Annotated in this window: 7 protein-coding genes and 1 pseudogene; 7 read left to right on the forward strand and 1 reads right to left on the reverse strand. The window is 66.4% G+C overall.

Annotated features, from left to right (window positions below; all coding sequences use genetic code 11):
• A partial coding sequence (locus tag RIF93_RS18735) for a lyase family protein (protein WP_309092969.1) occupies positions 1-593 on the forward strand: 593 nt, incomplete at its 5' end.
• Between the two features lie 62 nt (positions 594-655).
• On the forward strand, positions 656-2,074 hold the full coding sequence (locus tag RIF93_RS18740; RefSeq protein ID WP_309092970.1) for a coniferyl aldehyde dehydrogenase: 1,419 nt from the start codon (positions 656-658) through the stop codon (positions 2,072-2,074).
• Between the two features lie 199 nt (positions 2,075-2,273).
• Here RIF93_RS18740 and RIF93_RS18745 read toward each other — a convergent pair whose 3' ends face one another.
• Positions 2,274-2,591, reverse strand: coding sequence for a DUF1476 domain-containing protein (locus RIF93_RS18745; RefSeq protein WP_309092971.1), 318 nt, complete (start codon positions 2,589-2,591; stop codon positions 2,274-2,276).
• A 233-nt stretch (positions 2,592-2,824) separates the two neighbouring features.
• Here RIF93_RS18745 and purC point away from each other — a divergent pair, with 233 nt between their 5' ends.
• The 5 genes and pseudogenes from purC to RIF93_RS18770 form a co-directional block, all read left to right on the forward strand.
• Entirely contained in the window at positions 2,825-3,580 is a 756-nt protein-coding gene (gene purC, locus RIF93_RS18750; protein WP_309092972.1) for a phosphoribosylaminoimidazolesuccinocarboxamide synthase, read from the forward strand.
• The gene (gene purS / locus RIF93_RS18755) at positions 3,580-3,819 is read left to right on the forward strand and encodes a phosphoribosylformylglycinamidine synthase subunit PurS (protein ID WP_309092973.1); all 240 of its coding nucleotides are present in this window, start codon (positions 3,580-3,582) and stop codon (positions 3,817-3,819) included. The genes purC and purS overlap by 1 nt, the downstream gene beginning before the upstream one ends.
• Positions 3,816-4,187, forward strand: a complete 372-nt coding sequence (locus tag RIF93_RS18760; protein WP_309092974.1) for a hypothetical protein — start codon at positions 3,816-3,818, stop codon at positions 4,185-4,187. The genes purS and RIF93_RS18760 overlap by 4 nt, the downstream gene beginning before the upstream one ends.
• A complete protein-coding gene (locus tag RIF93_RS18765) occupies positions 4,184-4,669 on the forward strand; it encodes a DUF3291 domain-containing protein (protein WP_309092975.1) in 486 nt (161 codons plus the stop codon). The genes RIF93_RS18760 and RIF93_RS18765 overlap by 4 nt, the downstream gene beginning before the upstream one ends.
• A gap of 16 nt (positions 4,670-4,685) precedes the next feature.
• Positions 4,686-4,757, forward strand: a pseudogene (locus RIF93_RS18770) (phosphoribosylformylglycinamidine synthase subunit PurQ); the annotation flags it as partial.

Below are 4,757 nucleotides of genomic sequence, written 5' to 3' on the forward strand. Positions count from 1 at the left end.
GTCTGGCCGTCGAGATCCGCCACTTGCAGCGGACCGAGGTGCTGGAGGCCGAGGAGCCGTTCGACCCTGGCCAGAAGGGCTCGAGCGCCATGCCGCACAAGCGCAACCCGATCCTGACCGAGAACCTCACCGGCCTCGCCCGTCTCGTCCGCTCGGCGGTCGTGCCGGCGATGGAGAACGTGGCGCTCTGGCACGAGCGCGACATCAGCCACTCCTCGGTCGAACGCGGCATCTGCCCCGACGCCACGGTCCACCTGGACTTCGCGCTCCGCCGCCTCGCCGGCGTCGTCGAGCGCCTGGTGGTCTATCCCGAGAACATGGCCAGGAACCTCGACCGCCTGGGCGGCCTGGTGCACTCCCAACGCGTCCTGCTGGCGCTGACCCAGAAGGGCCTCAGCCGCGAGGCCAGCTACGCCGCCGTCCAGCGCAACGCCATGAAGGTCTGGCGCGGCGAAGGCGACTTCCTAGGGTTCCTCAAGGCGGACCCGGAAGTCACCCTCGACGACGCCGAACTCGAGCAGCTGTTCAACCTCGACTACCACTTCAAGCACGTCGAGACGGTCTTCGCCCGCGTGTTCGGCCAGCAAGCCTGAGAGACGGCTTGACCGCCGTGACGTAACGTCGGTGTCCTCCCGCCCAGGGAGGACACAAGACGATGGACATGCAAGGCATCCAGGCGCGCCCGAAGGCGGCCCACCAGCGTGACGGGGCGCCGTCGGCCGAGGAGCGGATCAACCGCATCGACCGCTGCATCCAGCTCCTGATCGACAACCGCACGGCCATCGAGGACGCGCTGAACGCCGACTTCGGCTCGCGCTCCCGCGAGGCCACCGCCTTCACCGACGTCTCGGGCTCGATCGGCCCGCTCAAGCACGCCAAGGCCAACCTGCGGAAGTGGATGCGGCCCGAGAAGCGCAAGACCACGCCCGCCATCCTGGGCCTCTTCGGCGCCAAGGCCGAGGTCCGCTTCCAGCCGAAGGGCGTGGTCGGCGTGATCAGCCCCTGGAACTTCCCTGTGAACCTCACCTTCGCGCCGCTCGCCGGCATCCTGGCCGCCGGCAACCGGGCGATGATCAAGCCGTCGGAATACACCCCGGCCACGTCCGAACTCCTGAAGACCATGTTCGCCTCGGCCTTCTCGGAGGAGGAGATCGCCGTCGTCACCGGCGGACCCGAGGTGGGCGAGGCCTTCTCGCGCCTGGCCTTCGACCATCTGATCTTCACCGGCGCCACCGGCATCGCCCGCCACGTCATGCGCGCCGCGGCCGAAAACCTGGTGCCGCTGACGCTGGAGCTGGGCGGCAAGAGCCCGGTGATCATCGGCCAGTCGGCCGACCTCGACGTCGCCGCTGCGCGGATCATGAACGGCAAGACGCTGAACGCCGGCCAGATCTGCCTCGCCCCCGACTACGTGCTGACGCCCGCTGACAAGCTGGAGGGCTTCGTCGACAGCGCGCGGAAGTCGGTTTCGAAGATGTTCCCGACGATCAAGGACAATCCCGACTACACCTCCATCGTGGCCCAACGGCACTACGAGCGGATCATGGGCTACGTCGAGGACGCCCGCGCCAAGGGCGCCCGCGTGGTCGAGCTGAAGCCCGAGGGCGAGGACCTGACCCAGCAGGAGCACCGCAAGATCGCGCCGACGCTGATCCTCGAGCCCACCGACGACATGAAGGTGATGCAGGAGGAGATCTTCGGTCCCGTCCTGCCGGTGAAGACCTACCGCACCGTCGACGACGCCATCGCCTACGTGAACAAGGGCGACCGGCCGCTCGGGCTCTACTACTTCGGCGCCGACGAGACCGAGCGGGAGAAGGTGCTGTCGGCCACGACCTCAGGCGGCGTGACCGTGAATGACGTGATCTTCCACGTGGCGCAGGAGGAGTTGCCCTTCGGCGGCGTCGGCCCTTCGGGCATGGGCAGCTATCACGGCCATGATGGCTTCCGCGAGTTCAGCCACCGCAAGGCTATCTACACCCAGATCAAGAAGGACATCGGCCCCCTGCAGGCCATGCGCCCGCCCTATGGCGCGGCCATCCGCAAATACCTCGACAGCCAGATGAAGGCCTGAGCCGCCCCGCGACGCGGCGTCCTTCCACCACCAAGCACGCCAGGGGATTCCAGAGTCTCTTGGTGTCCTTGGTGTCTTGGTGGTCATCCGGGCCGCAGCCGCTCGCGCGGCGGCCAGAGGCTCGCCCACCTGCGGCGCTGAAACGCGAAAGGGCCCGCCGAGCGGCGGGCCCCTTCTGATTCGCCTGTGAGGCCTCGCTCTACTTGCCGGCCTTCACGCTTTCGCGAGCCTGGGCCAGGAGCTCGGCCATCTTCATGCGGACCTCGCCCTCGGTGACGCTGACGCCCGAGCCCTTCAGGTCCTCGAACACCTTGCGCAACACGTCCTCGTCGCCCGGCAGCTCCAGGTCCGACTTCACGACGGCTTTCACATAGTCGTCCACGTTCGAGAGGCCCATCAGCCCAGCGGCCCATTGGCCCAGGGCCTTGTTCCGCCGAGCGTGAGCCTTGAACTCCTGCTCTTCGTCCAGGGCGAACTTCTTCTCAAAGCCCTGTTCGCGGTCGTCGAAGGTCGTCATCTGGGTCTGAAGGTCCGTATCACGAAGCGGGCGTTCCCATAGCCCGCGCCGCCCGGCCTCGCAATCGAAACAGGCGGCGTTTGCACGAGGTTTGCGCCCGGGCGCCGCATCCGCTAATTTTGCGCCGCCTGAATTGGGCGAGACCCCTGAGTCGCAGCCGCGCGCGAGAAATCGACCGCGCGCGTTTTTCGTTCTGCTGACCAGCTAGCCCTCGCCATGGAGAAGGCTGTTCGATGACCCGGCGTAAGAAGATCTACGAGGGCAAGGCCAAGATCCTCTACGAAGGTCCAGAGCCCGGCACCCTGATCCAGTACTTCAAGGACGACACCACCGCGTTTGACGCCACCAAGAAGGCCGTGCTCGAGGGCAAGGGCGTCATCAACAATCGCATCAGCGAATACATCATGACGAAGCTGAACTCGATCGGGGTTCAGAACCACTTCATCAAGCGCCTGAACCTGCGCGAGCAGTTGATCCGCGAGGTCGAGATCATTCCGCTCGAAGTCGTCTGCCGCAACGTGGCGGCCGGCTCGCTCTCCAAACGCTTCGGCCTGCCCGAGGGCCAAGCCCTGCCCCGCTCGATCATCGAGTTTTACCTGAAGGACGACAAGCTCCACGACCCGATGGTCGCCGAAGAGCACATCACCGCCTTCAACTGGGCCACGACCCAGGAGATCGACGACATGATGGCGCTCACCCTCAGGGTGAACGACTTCCTCACCGGCCTCTTTTCGGGAGTCGGCATCACCCTCGTCGATTTCAAGATCGAGTTCGGCCGCATCTGGGAGAACGACTTCTCCCGCATCATCCTGGCCGACGAGATCAGCCCCGACAGCTGTCGTCTGTGGGATTCCCAGACCAACGAGAAGCTGGACAAGGACCGCTTCCGCCGAGACCTGGGCAACGTCATCGAGAGCTACACCGAGGTGGCTCGCCGGCTGGGCATCATGAAAGAGATGCCGACCGTCATCCAAGGGGGCCTGCACTAGTGCGCGCGAAAGTTCATGTGTTCCTGAAGCCCGGCGTCTTGGACGTTCAGGGCAAGGCCGTCGAACAGGCGCTGCACGGACTGGGATGGGGCGGCGTCGAGCACGTCCGCGTCGGCCGCACCATCGAATTCGACCTCAAGAGCGCCGACGCCGCGTCGGCCGAGGCCGAGGTCAAGGCCATGTGCGAGAAGCTCCTCGCCAACACCGTCATCGAAAGCTACCGGGTGGAGGTGGCGTGAGAGCCTGGGCGGGTCTCTCCGCCCTGCTCACGCTCGCAGCCTGCTCGGAACCCGCCGAGACGCCGGTTACCTACAAGGGCCTCGACTGCGCACAGGCCTTCGAGGCCCAGGCGGCGGCCCTCGTCGCCCAGCCCCAGCTCGTGCCGGCGCCGAAGGATCCCGCCGAGCCCTACCGCTTCTACAGTAGCGCTGATGGCCGGACCTCCTATCTCATCACCGAGAAGGGCGCGCCTGGACACCCTGCGATCATGATGCAGCAGGCCAAGGGCTCGGACGTGGTCACCACCGGCTGCCCTTACGGGGACAAGGCCGGCTACGACCAGCTCCACGCCTACCTGGACGGCCTGAAGCACTGGAGGCGCAAGTGACCGTCTACCATCTCGCGCAGATCAACGTCGGACGATTCCTGGCGCCGGTGGACGATCCCCGGATCGCGGACTTCGTGGCCAACCTCGACCGCATCAACGCGCTCGCCGACGGCACGCCCGGCTTCGTCTGGCGCCTCGTGGGCGAAGGCAACAACGCCACCGACATCCAGCCCCGCCCCGACGATCCGCTGTTCGCCATCAACATGTCGGTCTGGACGAGCCTCGACGCCCTCGCCGGCTTCGTCTACCGCAGCGCCCATCGCGACATCATGCGCCGCCGCAGAGATTGGTTCGAGGCGATGGAGACCTATATGGCCCTCTGGTGGGTCCCGGCCGGCCACATCCCGACGATCGACGAGGCCCTGCAGCGGCTGGCCGTCCTGGAACGACTGGGCCCGACCGCCGAGGCCTTCACCTTCCGCCACCCCTTCCCCGCGCCCGACGCCACGCCGGTCGCCCCCGTCCTCGACAAGTGCGCCTGAAGAGCTTGATCCGCCCATGACCAAAGCCGCCGTCATCGTCTTTCCGGGTTCCAACTGCGACCGCGACTGCAAAGTGGCCATCGAGCGC

Source organism: Phenylobacterium sp. (assembly GCF_031181185.1).
GTDB lineage: Bacteria > Pseudomonadota > Alphaproteobacteria > Caulobacterales > Caulobacteraceae > Phenylobacterium.

Coding starts and splice junctions, on each gene's coding strand:
- purC (WP_309092972.1), top strand. CDS start 2,825: ATGACCCGGCGTAAGAAGATCTACGAGGGCAAGGCCAAGATCCTCTAC.
- RIF93_RS18745 (WP_309092971.1), bottom strand. CDS start 2,591: ATGACGACCTTCGACGACCGCGAACAGGGCTTTGAGAAGAAGTTCGCC.
- RIF93_RS18740 (WP_309092970.1), top strand. CDS start 656: ATGGACATGCAAGGCATCCAGGCGCGCCCGAAGGCGGCCCACCAGCGT.